Source organism: Paenibacillus sp. FSL R5-0517 (assembly GCF_037974355.1).
Taxonomy (GTDB): Bacteria; Bacillota; Bacilli; order Paenibacillales; family Paenibacillaceae; genus Paenibacillus.
The window spans coordinates 3,668,361-3,694,649 of sequence record NZ_CP150235.1 but is presented as its reverse complement, the minus strand read 5'-3'; the positions used below and the strand labels follow the sequence as shown (position 1 = coordinate 3,694,649).

At 42.5% G+C, this 26,289-nt stretch carries 26 protein-coding genes; 8 read left to right on the top strand and 18 right to left on the bottom strand.

The features are described from left to right. Window positions 1-10 precede the first annotated feature (10 nt). Complete coding sequence (locus MKX40_RS16275; protein ID WP_339233977.1) at window positions 11-889, bottom strand: ABC transporter permease; 879 nt, start codon at window positions 887-889, stop codon at window positions 11-13. 30 nt (window positions 890-919) lie between these two features. Beyond that, window positions 920-1,717, bottom strand: a complete 798-nt coding sequence (locus tag MKX40_RS16270; protein WP_110822780.1) for an ABC transporter ATP-binding protein — start codon at window positions 1,715-1,717, stop codon at window positions 920-922. A gap of 273 nt (window positions 1,718-1,990) precedes the next feature. On the opposite strand from MKX40_RS16270, the gene MKX40_RS16265 reads away from it, so the two are divergent. Continuing rightward, on the top strand, window positions 1,991-3,589 hold the full coding sequence (locus MKX40_RS16265) for a PucR family transcriptional regulator (RefSeq protein WP_339233972.1): 1,599 nt from the start codon (window positions 1,991-1,993) through the stop codon (window positions 3,587-3,589). Window positions 3,590-4,309: 720 nt separating this feature from the next. Here MKX40_RS16265 and MKX40_RS16260 read toward each other — a convergent pair. From MKX40_RS16260 to MKX40_RS16250, 3 genes are all read right to left on the bottom strand, one after another. Next, window positions 4,310-5,257 (bottom strand): oxidoreductase, encoded by a 948-nt coding sequence (locus MKX40_RS16260; RefSeq protein WP_339233970.1) that lies wholly within the window; start codon window positions 5,255-5,257, stop codon window positions 4,310-4,312. Between the two features lie 372 nt (window positions 5,258-5,629). Continuing rightward, the gene (locus tag MKX40_RS16255; RefSeq protein ID WP_339233967.1) at window positions 5,630-6,100 is read right to left on the bottom strand and encodes a VOC family protein; all 471 of its coding nucleotides are present in this window, start codon (window positions 6,098-6,100) and stop codon (window positions 5,630-5,632) included. A gap of 128 nt (window positions 6,101-6,228) precedes the next feature. Further along, window positions 6,229-6,861, bottom strand: coding sequence for an FMN-dependent NADH-azoreductase (locus MKX40_RS16250; protein ID WP_339233964.1), 633 nt, complete (start codon window positions 6,859-6,861; stop codon window positions 6,229-6,231). Between the two features lie 260 nt (window positions 6,862-7,121). Here MKX40_RS16250 and MKX40_RS16245 point away from each other — a divergent pair, with 260 nt between their 5' ends. The 5 genes from MKX40_RS16245 to MKX40_RS16225 all read left to right on the top strand — a co-directional run bounded on the left by MKX40_RS16245 (window position 7,122) and on the right by MKX40_RS16225 (window position 10,859). Continuing rightward, window positions 7,122-7,697, top strand: a complete 576-nt coding sequence (locus MKX40_RS16245) for a TetR/AcrR family transcriptional regulator (protein WP_339233961.1) — start codon at window positions 7,122-7,124, stop codon at window positions 7,695-7,697. A gap of 484 nt (window positions 7,698-8,181) precedes the next feature. Next, entirely contained in the window at window positions 8,182-9,018 is an 837-nt protein-coding gene (locus MKX40_RS16240) for an alpha/beta hydrolase (RefSeq protein WP_339233959.1), read from the top strand. Between the two features lie 299 nt (window positions 9,019-9,317). Next, the gene (locus MKX40_RS16235; protein WP_091020113.1) at window positions 9,318-9,779 is read left to right on the top strand and encodes a nuclear transport factor 2 family protein; all 462 of its coding nucleotides are present in this window, start codon (window positions 9,318-9,320) and stop codon (window positions 9,777-9,779) included. Beyond that, window positions 9,776-10,357: a TetR/AcrR family transcriptional regulator gene (locus MKX40_RS16230; RefSeq protein ID WP_339233956.1), complete on the top strand. Its 582-nt coding sequence runs from the start codon at window positions 9,776-9,778 to the stop codon at window positions 10,355-10,357. Before MKX40_RS16235 ends, MKX40_RS16230 begins: the two co-directional genes overlap by 4 nt. A gap of 31 nt (window positions 10,358-10,388) precedes the next feature. Beyond that, window positions 10,389-10,859, top strand: a complete 471-nt coding sequence (locus MKX40_RS16225; protein WP_339233953.1) for a DinB family protein — start codon at window positions 10,389-10,391, stop codon at window positions 10,857-10,859. Window positions 10,860-11,128: 269 nt separating this feature from the next. On the opposite strand, the gene MKX40_RS16220 is transcribed toward MKX40_RS16225, so the two are convergent. The 6 genes from MKX40_RS16220 to MKX40_RS16195 all read right to left on the bottom strand — a co-directional run bounded on the left by MKX40_RS16220 (window position 11,129) and on the right by MKX40_RS16195 (window position 17,086). Beyond that, window positions 11,129-12,124 (bottom strand): glycoside hydrolase family 43 protein, encoded by a 996-nt coding sequence (locus MKX40_RS16220; protein WP_339233951.1) that lies wholly within the window; start codon window positions 12,122-12,124, stop codon window positions 11,129-11,131. A gap of 316 nt (window positions 12,125-12,440) precedes the next feature. After that, a complete protein-coding gene (gene ilvD, locus MKX40_RS16215; RefSeq protein ID WP_339233949.1) occupies window positions 12,441-14,132 on the bottom strand; it encodes a dihydroxy-acid dehydratase in 1,692 nt (563 codons plus the stop codon). Window positions 14,133-14,149: 17 nt separating this feature from the next. After that, a complete protein-coding gene (locus MKX40_RS16210; protein WP_339233947.1) occupies window positions 14,150-14,815 on the bottom strand; it encodes a GntR family transcriptional regulator in 666 nt (221 codons plus the stop codon). A 239-nt stretch (window positions 14,816-15,054) separates the two neighbouring features. After that, window positions 15,055-15,687, bottom strand: a complete 633-nt coding sequence (locus tag MKX40_RS16205) for a DsbA family oxidoreductase (protein ID WP_339233945.1) — start codon at window positions 15,685-15,687, stop codon at window positions 15,055-15,057. Window positions 15,688-15,743: 56 nt separating this feature from the next. Then, window positions 15,744-16,388: an NAD(P)H-binding protein gene (locus tag MKX40_RS16200; protein ID WP_339233942.1), complete on the bottom strand. Its 645-nt coding sequence runs from the start codon at window positions 16,386-16,388 to the stop codon at window positions 15,744-15,746. Between the two features lie 38 nt (window positions 16,389-16,426). Next, window positions 16,427-17,086: an SDR family oxidoreductase gene (locus MKX40_RS16195; protein ID WP_339233940.1), complete on the bottom strand. Its 660-nt coding sequence runs from the start codon at window positions 17,084-17,086 to the stop codon at window positions 16,427-16,429. A gap of 197 nt (window positions 17,087-17,283) precedes the next feature. Between MKX40_RS16195 and MKX40_RS16190 the strand changes: the two genes are divergently transcribed. Further along, window positions 17,284-17,880 (top strand): TetR/AcrR family transcriptional regulator, encoded by a 597-nt coding sequence (locus MKX40_RS16190; RefSeq protein ID WP_339233937.1) that lies wholly within the window; start codon window positions 17,284-17,286, stop codon window positions 17,878-17,880. A gap of 253 nt (window positions 17,881-18,133) precedes the next feature. On the opposite strand, the gene MKX40_RS16185 is transcribed toward MKX40_RS16190, so the two are convergent. The 7 genes from MKX40_RS16185 to MKX40_RS16155 all read right to left on the bottom strand — a co-directional run bounded on the left by MKX40_RS16185 (window position 18,134) and on the right by MKX40_RS16155 (window position 25,426). Further along, window positions 18,134-19,093 (bottom strand): L-threonine 3-dehydrogenase, encoded by a 960-nt coding sequence (locus MKX40_RS16185; RefSeq protein WP_339233935.1) that lies wholly within the window; start codon window positions 19,091-19,093, stop codon window positions 18,134-18,136. Between the two features lie 37 nt (window positions 19,094-19,130). Continuing rightward, window positions 19,131-20,321: a glycine C-acetyltransferase gene (locus MKX40_RS16180; protein WP_339233933.1), complete on the bottom strand. Its 1,191-nt coding sequence runs from the start codon at window positions 20,319-20,321 to the stop codon at window positions 19,131-19,133. A 662-nt stretch (window positions 20,322-20,983) separates the two neighbouring features. Further along, the gene (locus MKX40_RS16175; RefSeq protein ID WP_339233930.1) at window positions 20,984-21,520 is read right to left on the bottom strand and encodes a GNAT family protein; all 537 of its coding nucleotides are present in this window, start codon (window positions 21,518-21,520) and stop codon (window positions 20,984-20,986) included. Window positions 21,521-21,808: 288 nt separating this feature from the next. Continuing rightward, window positions 21,809-22,267, bottom strand: coding sequence for a MarR family transcriptional regulator (locus MKX40_RS16170; RefSeq protein ID WP_339233928.1), 459 nt, complete (start codon window positions 22,265-22,267; stop codon window positions 21,809-21,811). A 236-nt stretch (window positions 22,268-22,503) separates the two neighbouring features. After that, window positions 22,504-23,235 (bottom strand): NAD(P)-binding domain-containing protein, encoded by a 732-nt coding sequence (locus MKX40_RS16165; protein ID WP_339233926.1) that lies wholly within the window; start codon window positions 23,233-23,235, stop codon window positions 22,504-22,506. Between the two features lie 92 nt (window positions 23,236-23,327). Beyond that, entirely contained in the window at window positions 23,328-24,068 is a 741-nt protein-coding gene (nfsA, locus tag MKX40_RS16160; protein WP_339233924.1) for an oxygen-insensitive NADPH nitroreductase, read from the bottom strand. Window positions 24,069-24,088: 20 nt separating this feature from the next. After that, the gene (locus tag MKX40_RS16155; protein ID WP_339233922.1) at window positions 24,089-25,426 is read right to left on the bottom strand and encodes an NtaA/DmoA family FMN-dependent monooxygenase; all 1,338 of its coding nucleotides are present in this window, start codon (window positions 25,424-25,426) and stop codon (window positions 24,089-24,091) included. Window positions 25,427-25,701: 275 nt separating this feature from the next. Between MKX40_RS16155 and MKX40_RS16150 the strand changes: the two genes are divergently transcribed. Continuing rightward, window positions 25,702-26,046 carry a helix-turn-helix domain-containing protein gene (locus tag MKX40_RS16150; protein ID WP_339233920.1) on the top strand — a complete coding sequence of 115 codons (345 nt, stop codon included), beginning with the start codon at window positions 25,702-25,704 and terminating at the stop codon, window positions 26,044-26,046. The last annotated feature ends 243 nt before the right edge of the window (window positions 26,047-26,289 follow it).

The window sequence follows — 26,289 nt, the reverse complement described above, 5'->3', positions numbered from 1 at the left end:
GGTTCTGGTATCATTTCATTGCTGATTCATGCCAGGACTTCAAAAGTTTGTTCGACACCATGTTGATGATCAGGAAAAATGCGATTCCTAGGGCAGATGCCGCTAAACCGCAGGCGAACAGATAAGGCGTTTGCAGACGGGTTGCCGCAACAGTAATCCCGTAACCGAGTCCGCCTTGTCCGCCACCAATGCCTGCAATGTATTCACCCACGATCGCTCCGACAACCGAACTGGAGCATGAAATTTTCAGTCCTGCCATAATGTATGGAAGTGCCGCTGGAAATCTCAGCCTCCAAATGGTTTGTAGCTTGCTTGCATTATACAAATAGAATAAATTCTTCATGTTCTGATCCGTTGAATTCAATCCGATCAGCGTATTTGATAAAATCGGGAAAAAGCTGATTAAGAATGAAATGATCACAATGGCATTTATTCCCGCTCCGAACCAGATCACTATAATTGGCGCTACCGCAACGACCGGAATAGTCTGTAGGATAATAGCATAAGGATATACGCTTTTTTCTACCGTTTTGGACAGGGCCAGTAGAATGGCCAATGAAATACCGAGCACGACACTGATCGTAAAACCGATCAACGCCTCAACAATGGTTGTGCTTACCGACGTAATCAGATTCGCGCTGTTCTCAGCAGCGGCTGCGGCAATATCGGATGGCTTGGGCAAGATATATGGGGGCATTCCGAGTATCCGCACGATTAATTCCCATCCACCGATAAACAGGACAAACACGACGATTGGCGGCAGAATTTTTTTCAGCAGTCCAATGATTGGGCTCTCTTCTGCCGGATGATGGCTGCGGGCATTGTCCTTCCCGGAAGCTCGGATACCTGGTGTCGTTTCAACGGCTGGATTAGCTACCATCTCTTCCATGTTGCTTCCCTCTCCTCTCATTTCTGGCTATCAATGATTCAGTACATTGGACACGCTGCGTACATATTCACCGAATTCAGGTTGGGTCCGGAATTCATCATCCCTCGGATAGGCAAACGGAATATCAATGAAATCCGAAATTTTACCGGGACGAGGCGTCATCACCACGACTTTTGTTGATAGGAACACACTTTCGAACACGTTATGCGTAATGAACAGAACCGACATCTTCTTGTCCTGTTCCCAAATATTTAGCAGTTCATTCTGCAGCGTCTGCCTGGTAATTTCATCAAGCGCGCCAAACGGTTCGTCCATTAACAGCAGCTTGGGACGAGATATCAACGCTCGTGCAATAGATACTCTCATCTTCATTCCGCCTGACAACTCACGGGGCAGCACTTTCATATAATCCTTCAGGCCTACCAACTCTAGAACCCGCTCCCCTTCGGTAATCCGCTCCTTTTTGGATACACCACGCAAAGTAAGAGGCATGGTGACATTATCAATCAGCTTGGCCCACGGGAGCAGGGTATGCTCCTGAAATACAAAGGCAATTTCATTCTGTTTGCGTGCTTCCTTTGGGGAAGTACCCAGCACGGTCAGATGACCGGAGGTCGGTTCCGTCAAACCGGCAATCATATTGAAAATGGTAGATTTCCCGCAACCGGAAGGACCGACAAAACATAGGAATTCTCCTTCCCCCACATGCAGATTCGCATGCTGCACAGCTACAGTGCCATTGGGGTAGATTTTGCCGACATCATCGATTACAAGCATGGAACGACTGTCCTTTTGGGCCGCTGCCTGTTGATTTTGGGTGAGCTGCATCTGAATCCCCTCTTCTCTTTGAAGTTGTGTCCTATCATATAGCCAAAAAATATGGGTGTAAATATTCCTGACACAATTTTGGTTTTTTATCTAATGGTATACGCTTTACGTTGGTTCAAAAACAGAACATTTGATGTTTTGTGTTAATTTATATTACATATATATAACAAAAGGGATTGCAGAAATTCGACAAGCCCCTATATAATTGCTTAAAAAGTTACATGGTGTCCGGTACCTGATTCAGATATGTATCTTTTAGGAGGATGAATTGACATGCAATTGACGATAGAAGATGCGTTGGCGGTGTACCCGTTATCGGAAGGCAAGTTGGCAGCCGGTAAAAAAGGAATTTCTCGAACGATTAGCTCCATCAATTTGATGGATGCGCCGGATGTGATCAACTGGATGAAAGAAGGGGAACTCTTGTTGACTACAGCGTATGCGATTAGGGATTCACCCGAGGAATTTGTTAATTTGCTGCAAAAGCTGAATGAACGTGGGGCCTCCGGACTTGGCATCAAGCTTGGTCGATATTGGGCCGAAATACCAGAGATAGCCCTGCTGGAAGCTGATCGGCTGGGCCTGCCCCTAATTGAGCTGCCTTTTCAATTCACCTTTTCCGAGCAGATCACTGCTCTCTACCAATCCGAGTTCCAACGCGATACGCGCCGGCTGAATGAATTGCTTGAAACACAGAAGAAGCTGGTTGATTTTGCGATGCAGGCGGATGAGTACACCAATTATTTTCAAAGTATCACAAGCATTTTAGGGGTTCCTTTAGCCATTGTTACCTCTGAAGGACAGACCTTGTATAATATGACCCGCTGTTCCGATATGGAGCTATTGAGCGATTGGCCCTGGAATCAGGACAATCGGTTTTACAAGTCGGCGAGCAACTTATTGTATCGGGTGCCCCTGCTGAAAAACGGAAAGTCATACGGCTACTTGCTGATACAAACTGAAAACCTGCTCGAAGCACATGAAATGGAGGGCATTTTTCACCAAGCTGCCGTTATTCTTTCCTATCATCTGGAGGTCATCCAGAATCAGGAGGCAACTGCAGCAGGTAGTCGTCTTGGCACGGCCATGGAACGTTACTTAAAGGGGAACGCCTCTTTAAAAACGGTGCTTGAATTTGCCGAAGCATTGGGCAGCACATTTTGGAGCACGCCTTACGTATGCATGGTATCTTCCTCAAGAGCGGATGCTTGGGACCATGAAATTCAGAGGCGCAAACTGAGGGAGATTCAGAATAGGCTTCAGGATCATCCCAAAACGTCCTCCTTGGAATCCCATCATTTTTATGTGATGAATCGCATATATTCACTCTTCCCCCTTCTAGAAGAAGAGGCCAAGGATCGAAGGAAGTATGAGGATTCGGTACGTTTGTATGCGGATTTGATGCATTCATGGGACCACGGAACAAGGACATGTTTTATCAGTAAAGTAAGAACGGGAATGGAGGAGTTCATCGACGGCTTCCGGGAGTGCGGGGATGCTGAGAGAATCAGTACGGAGCTTGGTTTAAGCGAACCGATTGTCATGTTTGCTGACCTGGAATTTATTTATCTCTTCAAACATATTCCACAGGAGGTCATGATCAGGTATTGCTCTTATTTATTCCGTCCTCTACTGGACAAAGAAGAGGAATACACCAGCGAGATGATGCACACACTTGAAGCCTATTTCGCCAACAACGGTCAAGTGAATGAAACTGCACGTGAGTTATATATCCATCGCAACACCGTACTGTACAGACTGGAGAAAATTTCGGGGCTGCTGAATCTGGATTTAAAGAATACCGATCATCTGCTGCTCTTAAAGCTGGGACTTATGTTTAGGCATTTAATGTCTCCGGAGAGACAAATTTAAAAAAAAGGTCTAGGGTATACCTAGGAGACTCAATTTCTTTGCTTTATATCTAACGTCCGCCATGCAACAAGCATTCTAGGATGAGATATGAGCCTCAGTGATCCAAAAACGTACCATACAATTGCCATAGCTAACAAAATTGATCCAATCACAGTATTGGAACTTTTGGATATTAATCAGCAATGACTGGAGGTCGCGCAGACTTCGCCGAAGTAAATCATTTCGAGGTAAATTCCTTCTTCTATTTTTATTTTCTTCATAATGTACACTTCCATTTAGCAAATGATATCGTTTAGCTTTAAAAAGGGGGAGGCTACTCTAATCTAATCCGTAATATTTAAATTAGATATATATCTAATCATGAATTGGAACAGGCTCTTGTCCAATACGGTAATCGGTAAAATAAAAAAAGCCGCTAAAATAGCGACTTCAATGGGAGCGTGTTCTTGTCCCATGAACCAGAACGTCCTTCGGATAGCCGATTGCGCGAATGTTATTCCTTCTCTCGAGCCCCCATCATTTTGCCGAAGAGTTAAATGTGCCTCCTGGCCAGCAGGTGCCAAGTCCCAGTGAGGAGGTATGACGCACCACCTGCTCCATGACAATTCCCATCCGTTTGCTCGAAAGCTCCCTCAATTCCAACACCGGTACCAGGAATCGGTTCGTCCCGTGGATGACGCCATAGGAGAACTTTTTCTTGTTATAAACAAAAGTGCACTTTCAGTTTACAGGAGGCAAGCCGGGATCGATCCCTGTCATGTCGACGGATATATCCCACAGTTGCTTGGCAAGCTTCGGATCTCGCGCCTGCTCGGAGCAGGAGCATTCGCGGGAAGGTCCCCGCAACTCGCCTAATCCTGACGGTCCGTAATAGCCGCCTGGCTTTATCTTCCCTGAGGCTGCGTGCAACGCGCCCCAGGCACCCATGGCAGGTTTGGCAAAGAATAGGCCGATCAACGGCATCATCACTTTGCCAGCCATGTTATCGCGTCCAAGGTCCGTTCCCACAAGGCCCGGGTGACAGGCCACGACTGTTACAGGTGATCCCGCAGCCCGTAGCCGCCGGTCCAACTCGAAGACGAAGAGCATATTCGCGAGCTTACTCGCGCCATAGCGTGGGAGCCATTTGTAGCTCTTTTCTGCATTAAGATCGTCCCATTCGATTTTCGCGTCTTTGTGTTGACCGCTACTTGTGACGACGATGCGCGACCCAGGCGTTTCCATGAGCTTGGGCAGCAACAGTGTGGTGAGCGCGAAGCAACCGAGGTGATTGACACCGAACGTCAGCTCGAAGCCTTGCACTGTATGCCTCAGCTTCGAACCCTGTACGCCGGCATTGTTGATCAATACATCGACGCGCGGCTCCTTGGAAGCCAATTCGGCTGCACTCCGCACACTCTCCAGGTCCGCCAGGTCGAGCGGCAGGAAAGCTAGGTCAGCTCCGGGGGTCTTCATCCGAATCCGATCCATGGCTTCTTTGGCCTTCGTTTCGTTGCGGCAGGCCAGCAGCACCCGTGCACCTCGCGCTGCCAGTACTTGCGATACTTCGAAGCCAATTCCAGTATTGGCCCCGGTGACGATGAAGCATTTGCCCGACTGGTCAGGTACATTGGCATCCGTAAATCCTGTGTGACCGATTTCTCCGCTTTTGCCCGTTTGGCGTGTCAAATAAATCACTCCTCTAATTTTTCGGCGAGTTCAGCGTCTTTGTTAGTTAGGAACATTCTTACTTGTATTCTTTGATGAGAACTAATGCTAGGAAGTGATTGTCATGGCATATATTCCGCTGAACCAAATTGTCGATGCGCTTGAAGAGCTCCAGCATGGTCACAAACAACTCTTGCTACCAGACGCCCAACGGTTAGTCCCGTTGCCTGTATACGCTGAAACACCTTTATCACGTGCGAAGTGAATTAGCTTCTTAATAAAATTGTGTTCACCACCGCCATGACCTGTTGCTGAAAGATGAAGCACCGACACACGTACCTCTTGAGACGCCAGCGAAAGTACTGCTTCTTCCAGAGTTAGTGGAACTTATAGTTAAGAGTGTTCAAGAATACTTTCTGTGCCTGGCATCTGTTTCATTATTTGAATCTCCATCCCCCATGAAGTTGTTATATAGAAAAATCCAAGAGGGCTCAGCTCTCTAACTTTAACATCAGACTGTTCTGCGAAATACTTCAAAGCCTCTTCTAAATTGGTAACTGTAATAGCTAGATGAGCTACACCGATATCACTGGGTTTTAGGTGAACATTCTGTTGATCTGGCGTCGACCATTGAACCAATTCAATCTTTCTACCCCCGTATTGTAAAAATGCTGCCCCTTCCACAACGGAATTCTCGTGAACCCCGAAGCACCTCTTTAAACTATCGTCTTCAAATTGCATTCCTTTTGGCCGGAACAAGACTTCAAAACCCAAAATGTTAGTGAAGAATTCAACTGCTACTTCAATATTGGGTACTACAAATCCCGAATGTTCTATTGTGCCTTGGAAAATTACATTTTTCATATCGTTAAGCCCCTTTATGCTAGCAGATTGAGTTAAATAGCGTTTACCGATATAACAAAAGGGGCAGCCGATGTCTGCCCAAATCTCTAACTTTTAATTCCTTCCGCCTCTTTCGTGTGCTTGCTTTTTTAGAATCTTGCCGCCAGTTCAGCCGTTTTTTTCAATCCGGATTCGATAATCTCCGCAGCTTGGTCCCGATATTTAGCATGTCCTTCAATAACGACGCTCTCTGGATTTTTAATACCAAACAATAATCCGATTATATTCTTGACGTAGTTTAAACCCATGTCCAACGGGGCCACTTCTTCCGATGAGAAGTCACTGCCGCGCGCATTGAGAAGAGCAAATTTTTTGTCCCCAATCAGCCCTTCGGGTTGCCCTTCTGCCGTGTATCTGAACGTTTTCCCTGCTTGCAACAAATAGGAAAGATAAGTGATGAGAGGGGCCGGAACTGTTAAGTTCCATAAAGGGAATGCGAAAACGACTTTGTCCACGGACAGGAATTCGTCCAAGTAACGGTTCGCGATTTCCGCAGCCAGCCGTTCTTCCGCAGTGGCTTCCAATCCCTGAGCATTCTTATAAAGTCCCGAGATGGTCTCATTGCCGTAATACGGCAGCTCCGCACTGTAAAGGTCGAGTTCTATGATGGTGTCCTGCGGATTGCGCTCCTTGTATGTTTTCAGAAAAGTATCGTACATTTGAACGCTCACAGCTTGTTCTGCTGGTCTGTTGTTAGCTTTGATGAATAATACACTTGTCATAAGGATAACCTCCAAAATAATAATTTTTAATATCTCAAGCTTCCATCTATTTGCGAGTTAACTTGTTAAATTCCAAGTCACTTATATTTAGCTGTAAACACCTCGCTTTTTTATCACCTATTGTTTTTACAACACATGTTGTATAATTGAATTATATTATTATTCAAATATTGTTCAACCAACAGTTTTAAACCGATGTCGGATATCCGACAAATAAGCGAATATGTATAGAAAATAGTAAAAAGAAAAGGAGATTTCTTATGGCTGAAACAAAAATAGATCCACGTATTATTCGAACACGTAGATTAATCATGGATGGATTTATTCACGTTTTAAAGAACAAAGAATTTAAGGATATCACCATCCATGATATTACGGAAGAAGCAACAGTAAATCGTGCCACCTTCTATTATCACTTCATTGATAAATATGATTTATTGGAAAAAGTAATAAAAGAGGGATTCATGACCACTGTGTATAATGAAATCGTTGAGTATAGAGAGCTAAATCAAACAACGATCATAAATGTTTTCCTGTCCATCATAAATTTTCAAGTGGATTTATCAAAACAGTGTCGAAGCGGCTTCGAGACTTTTAAGACAACAATTGAAGTCATAATACAAAAAGAACTAGAACTTTTATTTTACCAAATGTTATTAAAACAACATTCCACAGACAGCGATGAATCACTGAGAATTGCAGCAGTCATGTTAAGTTGGGGAATTTTCGGGGCTTCAGTTGATTGGCAACACAATAACACTGTGCCACCAGAAGAATATATAAAATCGGCTATTCCTTACGTTATGCACGGACTTGATTTCCTTCATTCAAGATGAACACCAAAAAAACAAGTTCGAAATCTCGAGTTACAAACTGAAACTCGAGATTTCGAACTTGTTGCTGTTCCCTCTAATAGTACAGATTTTAAAAGCAGATGATTTGTAAGTAAGGCTATTGGATATGTTGAAATAAGTGATCAACCACTTGTCCATTTGATCAGCCTCTTTTTTTTGCTCTTCAATTCGTTGTTCAATATTCTCTTTGACAGTTAAACGTAATTGAATATCGATATTAATACACTCCTTTATTAAATAATGGATTCAATAAATTGAAGCGTTAACATCTCAGATTCTCAATTATCGTGGTAACTCAACTGAGTACCCACACTAAGATATGAACTTGCAATTATAAACCGATCGGTTTATAATAAAACAAACGGTATAGAGAGTGAGGCGATTCATGAACAAGTCCCCTTTCGTATGTCTGATCCAAATAGCTTGTGTATAAACAAAAATATAACAACTAATGGAGGTATTTTCCATGACAAAAGTGAATGTAGGCGCTGAGAATGAACAAGCAATTGAACTCTATTATGAAGATCATGGTGCGGGAAAACCAATTATTCTGATTCATGGCTGGCCTTTGAGTGGGCGATCCTGGGAGAAGCAAGTTCCTGCCCTAATTGAAGCAGGCTACCGTGTTATCACATATGACCGTCGTGGATTCGGTCAGTCTTCTCAACCTTGGGATGGTTATGACTATGATTCATTTGCTTCGGATTTGCATAAATTGATACTTCACCTTGATCTGCGTGATGCCACATTAGTCGGATTCTCCATGGGTGGCGGCGAAGTTGCACGTTATGTGGGAACCTACGGGACAGAACGCGTTTCTAAAGCCGTATTTGCGGGAGCGGTCCCTCCCTATCTCTATATAACCGAAGACAATCCTGAAGGCGGATTGGATGATGCAACGATTGCAGAGTTCCAAAACGGGGTAAAAGCGGATCGGCTAGCATTCCTGGATGGTTTTACAAGCAACTTTTTCGCTGCTGGAGACCGCACAGATCTTGTGAGCGAACCATTCCGTATTTATAACCGTGATATTGCAGCTCTGGCTTCACCTAAAGGCACACTGGATTGTATTGCTGCCTTTGCCCTTACGGATTTCCGTCAGGATCTGGAGAAGTTCAACATTCCTACACTGGTTATCCATGGTGATTCCGATGCCATCGTGCCTTTGGAGGTGAGCGGACAACGTACTCATGAATCCATCCCTGGCAGCCGTCTGGTCGTTGTTGAAGGTGGACCACACGGTTTCAATGCGACCCATTCTGAACAATTTAATGCAGCATTGATCGAATTTTTGCAAGATTAAAGTTAATTCGACTGATCATTTAGCCAAAAGAACAAAATGAAAGAACAAGCAGAACGCCTACTATAGAGGAGAGCGTCCTGCTTGTTCAAAATTTTCATAGGATATGCATATGAAGAATGAACACTCTCGTGATCATTGGTAATACACCAAAAGAGCCACTACGCATAAGATTGACGGCTACTTGGTACATTATGAATCTGAACCGATTCGAAATTTGTATTGAATTTCGGATGTAAACTTGCACTTATAAACCGATCGGTTTATACTGATACAAACAGTTTAGAAAGCGAGGAAATCTAATGAATAATTTAACTCCCCCATTCACTCTTGAGACAGCAATCCAAAAAACGCGTATGGCTGAAGACAGCTGGAATAGCCGAGATCCTCAGCGCGTCTCACTTGTGTATACTGAGGATTGTTATTGGAGAAATCGGAGCGAATTTATAACAGGCCGCCAAGAAATTGTATCTTTACTAACTCGGAAATGGGCCAAAGAACTGGAATACCGCCTGATCAAGGAACTTTGGTCATTTACGGATAACCGTATTGCCGTTAGATTTGCATATGAATGGCGTGATGATAGTGGCAATTGGTTCAGATCGTATGGAAACGAGAATTGGGAATTTGCTGAGGACGGCTTGATGCAGCGCAGATTTGCCTCGATTAATGACATGCCGATTAAGGAAGAGGAACGTAAATTTCATTGGCCTCTCGGCACGCGCCCCGCTGATCACCCAAGCCTAAGTGAGTTAAACCTATGACTCGTACTGTTTTTGAAAAAGCGGATGTCATCCCTCTCGTTGCTGAGGTATTTCGTGAATTAGGTTATGAGGGCGCATCTTTGAGTAAAATTACAGCCCGTACTCGTCTATCTAAAGGAAGCTTGTATTATTTCTTTCCGGGTGGAAAAGATGAGATGGCTGCTGAAATTCTTGCCCATATTGATCAATGGTTTATCAAGAACATTTTTGAACCGCTCGAAAAGAATGAACCCCGGGCAGCCATTGAACATATGTGGCAAGAGGTCGATACTTATTTTCAATCCGGTCAGCGTATATGCCTTATTGGTGCATTCGCATTGGACGAAACAAGAGATCGATTCGCTGCTGTCATTCGGCAATATTTTATAAGATGGATTGAAGCCTTCAGCGCGGCACTAGTTCAAACAGGTATCTCTAAAGAGACTGCTGACCAAATTTCAGAGGAAACCATTGCCAGTATTCAAGGGGGATTAATTCTGAGTAGAGCTCTTAATGATGAATCCTTTTTTGAACGTACGTTGGCAAATCTGTCACAACGGGTCTCAACTCATGTTTCCAAAAGCAACTCTGCTAACTGACACAAAATTGTTTTAATAGGAGGTCAATATCATGAGCAATTTTGTCGCTGATCAATTGGGATTTGTTCGCCGTCAGACAGTTGATTATGTGAGGGATATAGTTGACTCTGCCTCGGAAATCATTCCAACTGGTTTGAAAAACAATATAAAATGGAATCTAGGCCACATGTATGTAATACATGAGAAGTTCGCGTTCCAACTTTCTGGGGAAGAAACCAAATATCCTGCTCATTTTAGCAAGTTGTTTGATCCAGGAACTAAACCGTCTGACTGGAATATAGAGCCTCCAACGATGGCACAGCTAATCGACTTGTTAACTGAACAAATTGAAAGGGTTGAAACGATACTTTCAGGCAAATTGAAAGAAGAAATCAATCCCCATTACAAGTCTTCTACAGGACTTACCTTTACAAATGTAGAACAATTACTGAGTTTTCTGATTTACCATGAAGCCATGCACTTTGCAACAATTAAAAATATCAAGAGCATTATTGACAGTTAGTAATGTCCCTTCATTAAAACAAACAAACCGACCTTACATTCTACTTAAATCGGAATAAGGTCGGTTTGTTTATAAAGTGCAAAAAGATAGTAGATTACAAACCTGGGTTAAAATTCAATGTAACGAGTTTAAGCAGCCTAAACATGATCAGGAGTTAAGAATTACGTTTGAGACACAATTGATCCTCCTATCAAAAAAGCAGCTCCGTCAGGAGCTGCCTCATGTTATGCCTTATCTTGATTTGTATCTGTTTCCGCTAACCGGCCAGCTTACTCACCGTCCGGATAAGGATTGATCTTCTGAATCGTTCCGTCTTCGTTGTATTTCAGCTCGGAATATTTAACGCACCGCTTGTGGTTGACCCCTTCCGACAGGGAGCTGTCGTGATAGAACAAATACCACTTGTCTTCAACTTGCACAATGGAGTGGTGTGTTGTCCAGCCGATAACCGGAGATAGAATCTCGCCCTTGAACGTGAATGGTCCCATCGGATTCTTGCCGATCGCATATACGAGCTTATGTGTGGTGCCTGTAGAGTAAGACAGGTAGTAATATCCGTTATATTTATGCATCCACGGTCCTTCAAAATATCTCCGGTCCTCATCCCCCGCCAGAATCGGATTCCCGTCTTCATCGACAATTGATATCTCAGCAGGCTTGCCCTGGAAGGACAGCATGTCGTCGCTAAGCACGGCAACTTGCGGTCCAAGCGCCGGCTGGTCAGGAGCCGGTCCTTCTGCATCTGGCACGAAGCTGCCAGTCTGCCACTTCTCCAGCTGGCCACCCCAGAGTCCGCCGAAATAGATGTATGACTGATTGTCGTCATCCACCAATACGGCCGGATCGATACTGAAGCTGCCTTCCATATAATTCGGCTGCGGCGTGAACGGGCCTGCCGGAGACTCTGATGTTGCCACACCCAGACGGAAGATGCCGTCATGGTCCCGTGCCGGGAAGAACAGGTAATAGGTATTGTTCTTGTAAGCGGCGTCCGGTGCCCAGAGCTGCTTGGAGGCCCATGGAATATCTCTCAGATGCAGTGCTTCACCGTGATCGACCACCGGGGAATCGAAGTTGTCCATTGAGAGAACATGGTAGTCTTCCATTTTATACTGGTCGCCGTTATCGTTGCTCGGCTCATCATGATCGAGGTCATGGGAAGGATAGATGTAGATTTTGCCCTCGTAGACATGGGCGGACGGGTCAGCAGTGAAGATGTGGGTTACGAGCGGCTGGTGAGGCTTAGGTAGTTGTTGTTGATTCATAAGGCATCTCCTTTGGTATTGGAATAATAGAATTACGGGGTTGAGTTAATTCATTGAATGCATCGTACCCTCTCTCAGCAATTAAAGCAAGCGCTTACAATATATGATGTAATTCTACACTCCCCGCTAGTTTTTTCCTATACACATACTAAAGGTCTTCCCCCGATAAAATATACAATTCCCACATAGAAATTAACTCTTTTTTCAATCGCAATATCTATATATCGTTCATGTGATAGAGAGCAACAAAAAGTCGCCCCGCATAGCGGAGCGACTTTGAAAAAGCAATCATTAAAATTTATCGATTATATTTGGTTTAATCCATCGAATCGGTTACTGCCCCTTTGGAAGCAGATGAAACTAATTTGGCATATTTGCCCAGTACACCAGATTTTACTTTCAGCGGAGGTTGTACCCACGCTTCCGCTCGAGCGGCTAACTCTTCTTCTGACACCTCAACCTTCATCTCCTGGATGTCACTGTTAATGGTGATCATATCCCCATTTTGGAGCAAAGCGATCGGTCCACCTACCTGTGCTTCAGGTGATACATGGCCGACTACAAATCCATGCGAGCCACCCGAGAATCGACCATCTGTAATGAGAGCAACTTTCCCACCGAGTCCTTTGCCTACGATGAGTGCTGTTACGGAAAGCATCTCTGGCATACCTGGTCCACCCTTCGGACCACAGTAACGTATGACCACGACATCGCCTTCTTTAATTTCATCATTCATAATCGCTACTGTCGCCTCATCTTCGCTATCATACACCTTAGTTGGGCCAGAGAACTGTTGTATCTTCATACCTGACATTTTTGCAACAGCGCCTTCAGGAGCGAGGTTTCCGCGAAGCACAACTAATGGTCCATCTGGCTTCAGCGGATTATCGAGCGGACGTATAATCTCTTGATCATTCGGAAGTGGAGCAGCTTCCGCTAAATTCTCCGCCAACGTTTTGCCTGTTACCGTGAGGCAATCCCCATGAAGTAATCCCTCAGCAAGCAATAGCTTCATTACCCCTGAAACGCCACCGATATCGTTCAAGTCCTGCATTACATATTGACCACTTGGCTTCAGATCCGCCAAATGAGGAACACGCAGGCGAATGTGCTCAAAATCATCCAAAGTTAAATCGACTTCTACCGAGTGCGCAATAGCTAGCAGATGGAGAAATGCGTTAGTTGATCCCCCCAGAGCCATAACAACAGTGATCGCATTCTCAAATGCTTTCTTCGTCATAATGTCTCTTGGATAAATCTCTTGTTCAAGCAGTGAGATGACCTGCTTACCGGCTGCTTCGCATTCCGATGCTTTATCCGCTGAAATGGCTGATGTCGAAGAAGAACCAGGTAAACACATCCCCATTGCTTCTGCAGCGGCTGCCATCGTATTAGCGGTATACATGCCTCCGCAAGCGCCTGGACCTGGGCAAACACTGCATTCTACTTTATGCAACTGTTCATCTGTTATTTTGCCATCTTGATATTGACCAACGGCTTCAAAAGCGGAAACGATATCCACTTTTTTGCCGTCGAGATTACCTGGTTGAATGGTTCCCCCATATACATAAACGGAAGGAATGTTCATGCGTCCAATAGCCATCAGACATGCGGGTGTATTCTTGTCACAGCCACCGATTGCAACAACGCCGTCAAATCGCTCCGCTCCGGTCACAATTTCAATCGAATCAGCGATAGCTTCCCGACTTGGCAGCGAGAACAACATCCCGCCGTGCCCCATCGAAATTCCATCCGAAACGGTAATCGTATTAAAAATCAGTGGAGCACCGCCGTTATCACGTGCGCCCTGCTTAGCTTGTACCGCCAAATCATTGATGTGCATATTACACGGCGTTACCTCACTCCACGTACTCGCTATTCCAATCATTGGCTTTTTAAAATCATCATCCTGAAAACCAACTGCACGCAGCATGGCTCTGTTCGGTACACGGTTAGCACCTTCACTGATTACCTTGCTTCGAATACGAAGATCTTTTTTATTCTCCATGTTTTTTATTCCTCATTTCAAAGTATTTCGTACAGTTCCTGCATCGGTCGGATAAAATTTTGTTTCATTAGTATGTGAGCATCATCGCTATTTTTGCCTTCAAAAGCTTTAATAATCAAATCATGCTCTTCCACTGAAGCTAGTGTAGCCGTGATGGGTTGTTTTAAAAACACATACTTAAATCGCCTAATATGAATCTGTAGAGAGGCATTAAATGTGGCTACATAAGGATTATCTGAGAGCTCCACAATATAGTTATGAAATTGCTCATCCACCTCCATAGCCTGATAAACTTGTCCATTTTTAATGGAACTAGCAAATTCCAAATTTATGGATCTTAGTTTCTCGATCTGTTCTGAAACAATAATTTGGGCGGTGATTTCAGCAGCTAAAGCCTGAAGAGCAGCCATCGTTGAGTACATCTTGAAAATATCGTTTTTCTCAATATTCGTTACTTTTGTTTCTTTTCCTGGATGCATAGACACGAGGCCTTGAACTTCGAGCAACTGAAATGCCTCCCGAATCGGTGTCCGGCTGACTCCAAGCGATTCAGCCAATTCCGCATCCATAAGCTTTTCACCTGGTTGCAGTGTTCCATCAATAATCCATCGCTGAATCTGAGAAAACGCTCTTTCTTTTGCAGACATACGGGCGGGTAAGGCAAAATCTTTGGGAATTGGCATGGTTTTCATCCTCATTACAATTAATCTTATATGCAATATATCGCATACACGATTGAGAAGCAAATATTATTTGATGACGAAAAGAAAAAACCGTCCAATTCCAATAAGGAGTTTGGGCGGTTTATGATTTTGCCTATTTCGCTTGAACTGACTATCTACACGCTGTTCTAAAATACATTGTGATTGCTCTCTCGATAATGCTTTCATAGTATCTTTGTCTTACCAATACCTGGATTTATTTATTGAGATGCTTGGTTAAGAGCTTTTAAAAATACCTCTGTTGGTTGTGCGCCGGATATCGCGTATTTTCTATCAATGACAAAGAAAGGTGCTCCTGTAATCCCTAATTGTTTTGCTGTAGCTTCATCTGAACGCACTTCGCTAGCATATTTGGAGGGGTCATGGAGAACTGCCATGGACTCATCTCTGTTCATTCCAACTGATTCTGCAATATCTGCTAATGTATCATAATCACTAATTAGCTTGGCGTCCGTATAATAAGAATAGAACAACTTCTCTGCTAATTCCTGATCTTTACCCACTGATTTGGCATATTGGGTTAAACGATGCGCATCAAACGTATTGGTGGGCTGTATTTGGTCGATATTATACACGAGACCCATCATTGCTGCTTGTTTTTCAAGTTCAGCATGTGCCTTTTTCGCTTGCTCGATACTCATACCATGTTTCTCAGAAAGAATTTGATGCATACTTTTGCCTGAGTACATGGATGTTTGCGGATTAAGTTCAAAGCTTCTATATTCAATGACCACTTCATTTGGATGAGCGAATTGCTCCAGTGCAGACTCTAATCGTCGTTTACCAATATAACAAAATGGACAAACATAATCCGACCATATCTCGATTTTCATTTTGAATTCTCCCTCACTAACCACCTTAATCGGTGAATACTTCATTTTTATTGAGTTTATTTGTTATAAATAATAGGCATTTTTCTAATCAATTGGTTGTCACGAGCAGCAGAATACATGAATTTGGCAACATTTTCTCTGGAAACAGACATTTTAGCCGATTGATCTCCAAATGAATAGTCATAAGACTGCCCTGTGTATTTAACATTGGGGTTAATAATTCGAACGACTGTCCAATCCATATTCGATGTTTTAATTATTCCTTCTATTTTCTTCATTTCTGCATAACCGTTCGGAAGGAGAACTTTGGCTAATACACCTGGAAGTATCGTGGACATGTTTTTCTTATCGTCATCTGATTGCAAAGCTGGCGTCGCAAGTGTAATGAACCTTTTTTTGTTATGTTTCTTCATAGCCTTAATTATCAGTTCGTGTCCGTCAGCAATCGGCGTGCCTTTAAGCTTTCGTGACATATCGGAGGCTGGCCCCAATGTGCTGATTACGACATCGGATTCGGCAACGGCTTTCTCGATGGTTGAGCTATTCGAAAGTTCCCCTTGTACAAGACTCAAATTTGGATGTTTGAGGCTGATTTTTTGGGGGTTTCTAACGTATGCCGTAACGAAATCTCCGTGATCTAATGCTTGTTGGGTCACAAGCTGTCCAATTGCACCAGTTGCACCAAAAACAGTGATATTCATATTCTTTCCTGTGTCTCCTCTAATATAAATTATTCAGCTTAGACTTTATCTTCAGTTATAAACTCTTCTACTCTGTCTCTTTTGCTGTACATGTCGTACCAAATATCAGCGATTTTATCTTGAACTCCTGAATTTGGCTGCATCCAAATTCCGATCGAAAGGTGACCTGCATAAACTCCTTTGTCAGCTAGTTCGCTGTTCAAATTAAAGATATAATTACGAAGTCCTGAAATTGCAATGCCGACATTACCCATCATCGGTACCGGGTGTACTGAAGCACCTCCCGTTGTAAATAACAGAGCACCGCTTTGCTTATCCAACATATCCGGAAGCACTTGTTTAACACTTGATAAAGCACCTAAAACATTATATTGAAATTGGTATAATGCATTTTCTTCAGTTACATCTAGTGTTGGCGCTACTGAGTCAAAGCTCGGCGTTGGACTGTATTCAAGAACATCAATAAATCCGTATTTCTCTTTAATAGCAGCAAATGCCATCTCAATTTGTTCTTTATTTAATATGTCCGCTTGAAATGAAGCAGCTTCGATTCCCAATTGTTCTAATTCAATAACTAGTTGGTTCAACTTTTCTTCATTTCGTGCAATAAGCGCTACGCGGAATCCATTTTGTCCGAATTTCTTTGCAATGGACATCCCTAAACCTGCTCCTGCTCCAACAATCGCTATCGTTTTCATCTAAAATCTCTCCTTTAGTTAAAGTTAATTATCAACCAGATAAATAATGGTCAATGTGTTGTATATTTATCTTTTGTTTATTATGATAAATAAAAGGTCAGCATTCAATGTTTAATAATTTTGATTTTGAGAGATAAAATACAGTTTCAACTTAAATGTCGTATATCTAACAAAAAAAGTTAAGGGAATGAGCCATAATGAGCAAAAAAATCGATTTGCGTATCCTTCGCTCCAAACATTCGATAAAAAAGGCGTTTATAGAACTTCTTAATGAAAAAGGGTACGAAGGAATTACGATTCAAGATATAGCCGATAAGGCGATGATTAACCGAAATACCTTTTACCTTCATTATCAGAACAAACCCGATTTGTTAAACGTATCTATGGACGAATTATTAGAAGAACTAAAGAGTACACTCAATCTTTGTTCGAGCAGCAAATCTCCTATAAGCGGCTTTATGCTTGAACAACTAATGCAAACCATACTGGAGAAAATTAAAGGCAATATTCCCTTTTATAAAGCATTGTTACTTGATGAGAATAGAATTTATGGGTTTCAATCAAAGATGGAGGAAATTATAAAAAATACAGTGGAAGATGGCTTGGATAATATGCCCCTTCAGATTTCAAAGGAATTATTACTTCAATATATCGCATCTACTTTTATGGGCATTGTAATATGGTGGGTTAAAAATGATTTTTCTTATACTCCAAGTGAACTTGCTTCTCAATTCGGAAAAATTCTCACTCATGGACACTTAAAAGCCGCAGGTATTCCAATAGATGATGAGTGATAAATGCTTGCGAACAGTAGCTGGGTAGATATCACAGAAAAGGAGCCCCTCGAATGATGGCTCCTTTTCTGTGATTACACTTTTAAAAAATAATATTGTACGCTTGAAGATAAATCAAAACATCTCCGTTCTTCGCTTTACCACTATCCTGCCCGTTGGCCTAATGGAAATGATAAATTTCGTAATCAACATGTTCTGTTCCTTCAACCCAGCCTTATTTCTACTCGCTCTGTACTGTAAGTTTACAATAACATTAAGCTTTGCGAAGCATTTGTCTCTCACTTAACTGTGATAGCATATCTTTCGTCATGGTCTTCAAGTCGTAGCGGGCATGAAATCCCCATTCTGTTTTCGCAGCTGTCGCATCAATGGAATGCGGCCAGCCATCAGCTATCGCCTGTCTCTTCGGATCAACGTCATAATCCAGGATGAATCCGGGAATCTCTTCCCGAATCGCGGCAGCGATCGCTTCTGGATCGACGCTCATTGCGGTGACATTAAATGAGTTTCGATGTATCAAATGGGATGAATCCGCTTCCATTAAATCAATGATGGCGTTCAGCGCATCCGGCATATACATCATGTCCATATTTGAGTCTTTGGCGATATAAGATGTATACCGACCACTCGTCACAGCTGCATAGTAAATTTCCACTGCATAATCCGTCGTTCCTCCGCCGGGAGGCGTCATATAAGATATCAAACCCGGGAATCGCAGTCCCCTGGTATCAAGACCATATTTGTGAAAATAATAATCACAAAGCAGTTCGCCGGACACCTTGTTCACGCCGTACATCGTATTAGGCCTCTGGATCGTATCCTGCGGGGTATTATCTTTCGGAGTCGAAGGGCCAAAAGATCCAATGGAGCTCGGAGTGAAAAATTGGCAACTGAGCTCCCTGGATATTTCAAGTGCATTCATCAATCCGCCCATATTCAAATTCCAGGCAAGCAGGGGCTTCTCCTCTGCCGTAGCCGAGAGTAGCGCAGCCAAATGCATGACGGTATCTACTTCGTACCGCTTGGCGATTTCAAACATCGCTTTATCATTTGTCACATCCAGCAGTTCGAATGGCCCGGATCGGGTGATCTCGTGGGATGATGACCTGAGATCCGTAGCAACAACGTGATCCGCACCATAAATCTCACGTAATTTAACAACTAACTCAGAACCGATCTGGCCCAGTGCTCCGGTCACCAATATCTTCTTCATAAGACATTCCTCCCGAAATAGTCTCCCGCGAATGTAGCTAAATCAGCTTCATTTCTGTGCCAACTTTCTCATAAACGGAGATCACCTGTTCGAGCATCTCCTTAGTATGGGCTGCTGTCGGCATGTTGCGTATTCTTCCGGTTCCCTTCGGGACTGTCGGAAACACGATGGCCTTAGCGTACACGCCTTCTTCATAGAGTCGTTTGCTGAACTCTTGGGCGGTTAATTCATCACCAATGATACAAGGGGTGATCGGTGTTTCACTTTGACCTACATTATATCCAAGCCTGCTCAAGCCATTTTTCAAATGATTGCCGTTCTCCCACAGCTTTTCAATCAGCTCCTTGTCATTCATCAAAATGTCGATCGAAGCGCTACAGGAAGCGATTGCAGCCGGAGGTAGAGATGTGGAGAACAGAAACGGGCGGCTTCTCAGCTTCAACCATTCGATCAGTTGTTTTTTTCCCGCCACATAACCGCCGACAACGCCAATTGCCTTGGAAAGAGTACCAATTTGAAAGTCGATACGGTCGGACAATCCAAAATGCTTCACGGTTCCTGCACCTGCTCCGAGAACGCCCGAACCGTGGGCATCATCCACATAAGTAATCAGATCGAATTCTTCTGCTATTTTCACAATTTCGGGCAGCTTTGCTATATCACCATCCATGGAGAAAACCCCGTCGGTGATGACCATAATTTTATGGTACTGACCGGATTCCTTGGTCTCTTTCGCCAGCCGTCTTAAATCATTCATATCCGAATGCTTAAAGCGAATTACCTTGGCTCTCGACAAGCGGCAGCCATCAATAATGGAAGCGTGGTTCAGCTCATCTGATAAAATCGCATCATGTTGGTCCATTACCGCGGATATCGCAGCCATATTGCAGTTAAATCCAGATTGATACACGATAACGGCTTCCGTTTGTTTGAAACGGGCCAGTTTTTCTTCCAGCTCAATATGAAGATCCATCGTACCATTAATTGTTCTCACAGCCCCTGCTCCTGCCCCGTATGTCTGCGCCGCCTTAACAGAAGCATCAATCAGTCGGTAATCTGTTGCCAAGCCTAGATAGTTATTAGAAGACAAATTGATTAGGGACTTTTCGTCAATACGAATAACAGGACCATTTGCACCCTGCAGTGTATCGATGGAGTTATATAGACCTTTATTCTTTATATCTTCGATGTTCGAACTTAAAAATTGGTCCAATGCTTGACTTGACATTCGATTCCCTCCTTAATATACGTTTGTCCTTTTACAGGAGACATGTCATTATGCAAAAAAACCTTGTTGTTAATGGGATTTTACTAATTTCAATGTAGCATCATTTTTATTCTTTGTACACATGTGGAGGACAAAAATTAAAAAAATACGCAAATATACATAGTGATTATTCTCTCATCCCCGGAAGTAATCGCTATTAAATTTTTGTTTATATCTTTTAATTAATCGATTTTCCCCAATGCAAACGGGTCCTTAAGTGCCAACGCAATGAGATGACTTCGTAGGGAAGCGCTTGCCGAAGTTAGGCTCTCCTGACCACATAGATATTCACCTAATCGGAAAAAGGAATATATTCTTGTCCATTTCGGTAATCGGTAGAAGTTCTTGTCTTTGATTCGGGGCAAGAACTTCTACCGATAACATAAAAAAGCCGCTAAAATAGCGACTTCAATTCAATGGGATCATGTTCTTGTCCCTCGACACTTGTTTCGTTGATTTATTTCCTTTTAGTCATTGAATGATCCTGCTCGATAGTTAAAATAAAAAGCAGCCAATCACATTGATCAGCTGCTTTTTTCATATTATTGAGCTAACGTTTCCCGTCTTACTATACTCTATAACGTAAAGTTATATGGAGGCAGTACTACTCATATTCTAAAGAACTAACTGTATGGATTAAGAATCGCGAGTATCTGATGATCCTCCCATTTTCCATTAATATGAACATTCTGTCGAGCAATACCTTCTTTTTGAAAACCAACCTTCTCAAGCACTCGAATTGAGGCGATATTATGCGTCATTGCCCCTGCTTCAATTCTATGTAATTTTAATTTATTGAAGCCATAGTCAACGACTAACCGAACAGCCTCAGTTGTGTAGCCTCTACCGTTACTTTTTTGATCTAAGTCGTATCCGATGTATGCACTTTGAAGTGGGCCCCGCATCACGTGGAAAAGGCTTACCGTCCCCACTAACATATTATCGGTGTTTGTGAAGATTCCAAAATTATATGCTTGGTCATTTTTTCTAGCTTCGACCTGCTTTTGAATATACTTAAGCTGTCCTTCTATCGTATAGAAATCGTCGGTGCGTATCGGTGCGTAGATTTCAAAAAAATCACGGTTTTCTTTCTGCAACTGGAGTAGTCCAGCAGCATCATCGACGGAAATATCCCTAATATGTATGTTGACGCTTCTCAAAGTAAGCACTCCTCTTATAAATATTTGTGTAAATGATAGCATAGGTACTATTCAAATTCAAAAATATAATCCCGTTAAATTTAAAACTAACCTGCCCATTAAACTGAGAATTTTAAGAGTTTTAGAATCCAAGACATCAAGCAAATTAAGGGATTTAAATATGCTCTTGTCCATTCCGGTAATCGGTACAGATAAAATAAAAAAGCCGCTAAATTAGCGACTTAAGTGGAAACATGTTCTCGTCTCGCGACATTCGGTCAGTGCTGCCGAGTATCTTCGCTCAGTTGATTACATTTCAGCAAAACTGCAACCGATCCCCGGTCGTATTATATTCCTCTCCATTTGGTGCATTAGCTTTCTTAAGATCAGACGTTCTTCCTCAGAAATGGAGTGAAGCAATTTTGCTTGTTGCTCCCTCCATTTTTTATTGACTGGTTGCTCTAATTCTTTCCCTTTTTCGGTCAGATAAATACGCATGACTCGCGCATCTTGTACATCCCGTTTGCGATATATAAATCCATTATGCTCCAGTGATTTAACCATATTTGTTACTGTTGGAGGCTCACATTTTAAGTGTTCACATAGCTGCATCTGTGTTACGCCGTCACCTGTCCACAGACGATAGAGCAAATTATCCTGCCCTACATAAAGATTAAGTTCCCGCAGTGATTCACTATAATTACGACGCATTTGGGAGGAAATCCGATCTAAAGACTGTCGAATGTCACAGTCTACTGCATCTGTCATATATGATCCCTCCCTTTAAACTGATTAATATTAAGCAAACTAAATGTATCACGACGTTATTTTAGGAGTCAATTCACTTTCAAGTCAAACACCCAGGTGCTAAGGACATCATTTCTAGCAAATATCTCTCTGGGAACCGTACTGCATGTGACCCAAAATTTCAAAAAAACGACAGATAGACATTATTGCGTGTCCTCATCTGCCGCTTCTTCTATATTAGTATCCGAGTTATTGATTTAGGAATTATACATTTCTCTATTTAGGTTGACGATTTCTTTATGCGAATATCCACCAGAAGCCGCGATCAGCTTCTCCATAACTTTGTCCCGCAGAAATGGGGCTTGTTCTTTTTTGGCCTTTTGAAGTGCTTCACTTAATTCCTCTTGGGTTAGTTCTGTGCAATATGCTGGTGTTCCTGGCTGCTGTCTCCATGAATCATTTAAACTCCCGCTATCCACTGTATCGAAACCTAATTCACTGACTATGCTCATAATTGTTTGCTTTTGCTGAAGATCATCACCGGCAATAGCTGCCGCAATGCGATGACTGCTTCCTTCCGGTGTACCCTCATGTTCTAAAGTATAGGCTAACAAATTATTAAAAGCTTTGATAATTGATCTGCCTAATTGTTTTGTAACCCAGACACTTTCAACCATCCCATTCTCGATGTCATCAATTTTCACTCCCATTTGAGGATAGTAATTGGAAGTGTCGACTACAATAACTTCATCCGCCGCTTTTTCAACTACACTACGAATATTAGGCAGCGCATGAAGAGGAATTGATATAATGAGAACATCAATATTGGAAATGACATCCTCTACCTTTACAGGTATTGCGTTAATAGGTTTCCCTTTCAACCGTTCTATATCACGAGCATCTGCAATTTTCACATCGTGATTATTATTTACCAACTTTTTCGAAATAGATAATGCAATGGGTCCTGCTCCGATTATTCCAAATCTCATTTTTTTGCTCCCCTTTTTGATATTCCATTTTGTGAGTCATGTTACCTCATAGCATAGTTCTTCATTTTAATTGTTTGATAAGGTGTGCCGTGTTACTTTTTAGCAAATCCTTGTTTGTTCAAATAGTCCATCATTTGAGGTAGGATACTTCTTTGTAGATGATCCTGAATGTGGTCACTCCATCCTGTTACTTTTTTGACTGTGAAAGGAGCTCTTACCAGACGATTCTCATAGTAATTCAACATGGTTTCGTCATAGCTAGCCATTATATCTTGATCGAGTGCCTGATACTGATTTTCAAGTAAAACCATAGATTGAGGCAGACGAGGTTTCAGTTCAGGTTTATCTCCCGTGGGACTGCCTATGCATAATCCCACCAAGGGAATCACATAGTTCGGTAAGCCCAACAAGTCTGATAATTCCTCAATATTAGCTCTGACCGCACCAATAAAAACACCGCCTAGTCCCATGGATTCAGCCGCAGTTAATGCATTTTGTGCCATGAGCCCGGCATCGAATGAACCAATCAAGAGGAATTCAATATATTCGATATCTACATCCGGAGCAATTTGATGGTTTCGGTTAAAATCCGCACAAAAAATCCAAAACTCTGCCGCCTCTTCAATATAAGGTTGATCAACACAAAGTTTTCTCACCTTTTTTCGTAGAACCGGATCAGTGATACGAACAATGGACACGGCCTGCAAAAGACTGAACGATGAAGTTTGATTGGCGGCCTTAAAGATCGCATCGACTTGTTCCTCTGCTAAGGGTTGCGATGTGTACGTACGATACGATGTGTGATTATGAAGCAACTCAAGTGTGTGATTCATGTAATCTCTCCTTTATTTGTTTATTTCAATACCCGCATCCCATATTCGTATGGAACGCCCATGTTCTCTCGAAGGGTTTTTCCTTCGTATTCAGTGTGAAACAAACCACGTTTCTGTAAGATAGGCACAACCAGCTCTACAAAATCCGCAACGCCATCAAAAGCTATATCGGGGACGACCGAAAAGCCGTCACAAGCTTCAGCCAAAAACCATTCTTCTAAAAAATCAGCAACTTGTGTGGGTGTTCCTGCAACGACAGGATGATAATTAATGACCCCATGGGCAAGAACATCGCGAATGGATAGCCCTTGCTGCAGTAATTGCAAAGCTTTTGGTGATCTTGGGTCCATTGGATGAGCATATGCATGTTTCAACAAGTCAGGAGGTACTGGTTTATCAATATCTATCGAGTTTACCGACAAGGCTAAACCGATCATAGAACCGAGATAACTTACCCGACTAGGAATCTCCTGAGGATTAAAGCTCATAAGCTGTTTTCGACGGTTCAAGGCTTCTTCTTCGGTAGATGCCAGCGAAAACATAAAACCAGCAAACATTTTGATATCATCAGGTTCTCGCCCAAAATGAACGGCACTTTGCCGAATCGCTTGTCTTTGTTCACGAGCAGATTCGATATCATAGGGATTCGCGTACACGCCCGAGGCATATCTCCCAGCTAATTCTAATCCCTCACCTCCTCCTCCCGCTTGGAAGATAACAGGTTGGCCTTGTGCAGAAGGGGGAATTGGCAAAGGACCACGAGATGCATAATATTGACCTTGAAGGTTTATTGGCTTGATTTTGTCCATATCAGCGAATTGCCCTCCCTCTACATCAAGTGTCCAAGCATCGGACTCCCAACTCCCCCACAAAGCCTGAACAATTTGTATACTTTCATGTGCTTTGTCATACCGCTCTTTACGGTTGGCAACTTTGGCACCAAAATTTGCAGCAGCTGAGGGGTCGGATGTTGTAACCGCATTCCACCCTACACGTCCTTGACTAATTACATCCAGTGCTTTGAACTGACGCGCAATGTTGTATGGATAGTTGAATGTCGTAGAGAGTGTAGCAACAAGTCCAATGTGTTTCGTTTCTCGGGCTACGGCCATTAGAGCCAACGTTGGATCCATTGGGAACGCAGGCGTCTGAGGGCCTAAGTTCACAGTTAATGAAGGAGTGTCGGCAATAAAAATCATTTGAAACTTCCCTTTTTCGGCTATCTTCGCCCGTTCTACATAACTATCTATATTTGTATAAGCTGCTGGGTCAGTGCCAGGCACTCTCCAAGCGCTGAATTCACCGCCGTATCCCGAAACCATCTGTAGAGCCAATTGCATCTTCTTATTTTGTTGCATATAATTCTTCTCCTTCATTCATTCCATATAAGCAAGTAGTGGATTTACAATACACAATTAATTTAATAGTCTAGCTTGCTAAAGATGACATTGAAAAATATAATAATTACTTAGCATGCTAAATATATAACTAAAAAATAATATTATGTTATAAAACAAAATTAAATTGTCTTGGTTGTTGACCCAATCTTAAGTGTGTTCGTTTGTTTTGCAAAGAGGGCAATATAAATGAACATAGTACATCTTTCTGTACCTATAGAATAGGAGTGATATCAATGCGGGTTTGTAATGAAGGATTTGAGCAAGAGTTCATCGATGGAAATAGTGATATGTACGCGATAGCCTTTACGCAAAATGTTCTTTCCGGACGATGGAAGTATTTTATATTATGGTATCTAAAAGATGAAACACGTCGCTATTCGGACATCAAAAAATTCCTTGGGGATCTTTCTCAAGGCTCACTTACCAAGCAACTTAAGGAATTAGAGAATGATGGCGTTATTCAACGTGATATTTATCCGGAAGTTCCTCCACGAGTCGAGTACTCGTTGACAGAAAAGGGAATGAAGTTACTTCCAATTCTTGAAAAGATGGAGGACTTCGGTAAAGAATTCGGTTGAAATTTAGCAACTTGATCCGGTTGCCTTGAAATATACGATTGGGAATGTCTGACACCATAGCTAAAGGCTAAAGATTTTAATTTCTGTGCATGACTCTATTTTACACAATGAAAAATAAAGGATCGATTTTTAGAATTTGCGTGTTCAAATTCCCAATCGCCATATGTTTCAATTTCCGAAAACCCTGTTTGTTTCAGCGACTCATCCAATTCTTCTTGATTTCGAAATCTGATCTGCATTTTT